Source organism: Flavobacterium coralii, from assembly GCF_019891545.1.
Taxonomy (GTDB): Bacteria; Bacteroidota; Bacteroidia; order Flavobacteriales; family Flavobacteriaceae; genus Flavobacterium; species Flavobacterium coralii.
This window is the reverse complement of the sequence record NZ_JAHDIU010000034.1, coordinates 1-714: the sequence shown is the minus strand read 5'-3', so window position 1 is coordinate 714 and position 714 is coordinate 1. Positions and strand designations below refer to the sequence as shown.

General features: G+C 41.5%; 1 protein-coding gene. It reads left to right on the top strand.

Annotation, left to right across the window (positions count from 1 at the left end; genetic code table 11):
* A partial coding sequence (locus KJK34_RS15030; protein WP_223054702.1) for a ribulose-1,5-bisphosphate carboxylase small subunit occupies positions 1–575 on the top strand: 575 nt, incomplete at its 5' end.
* Between the last annotated feature and the right edge of the window lie 139 nt (positions 576–714).

Below are 714 nucleotides of genomic sequence, written 5' to 3'. Positions count from 1 at the left end.
AACAAGAAGAAGAAGAAAAAGAAGAAAAAGAAGAKAGTCTAGCAATGGCTTCATCYWTGATGTCCTCTGCTACCATGTCAAGCGTGTCTCCAGTGCAATCCAGCATGGTTGCACCTTTCACTGGTCTTAAATCCATGTCAAGCTTCCCAGTTACCAAGAAGGCCAATGCTGACTTCTCTAAGTTGCCAAGCAATGGTGGAAGAGTGCAATGCATGAAGGTATGGCCGATTGAAGGAGTGAAGAAATTTGAGACCCTTTCTTACCTTCCAACTCTAACTGACGAACAACTATTGAAACAAATTGAGTACCTTATCCGCAATGGATGGATCCCCTGCTTAGAATTCAGCCATAATGGATTCGTGTCCCGTGWTACTGGCAACTCTCCAGGATACTATGATGGACGATACTGGACAATGTGGAAGCTGCCTATGTTCGGATGCACCGACGCAACACAAGTTCTGAACGAAGTATCGGAGGTCAAGAAGGAGTACCCCAGGGCTTACTGCAGAATCATTGGATTTGACAACAACCGTCAAGTCCAATGTATTAGTTTCATCGCCTCCAAGCCAGAATAAGAATGAAAACTATTATTCAAGTTACAGTGAAAACTGTTTTCATCCAAAACTATTTGAAAGTTTGTATACGTTTCCATTTTGATTCTGTTAAAAATTGTACTTGGTGTTCAAAACAAATTTTGCATTATTGTGCTTGCCA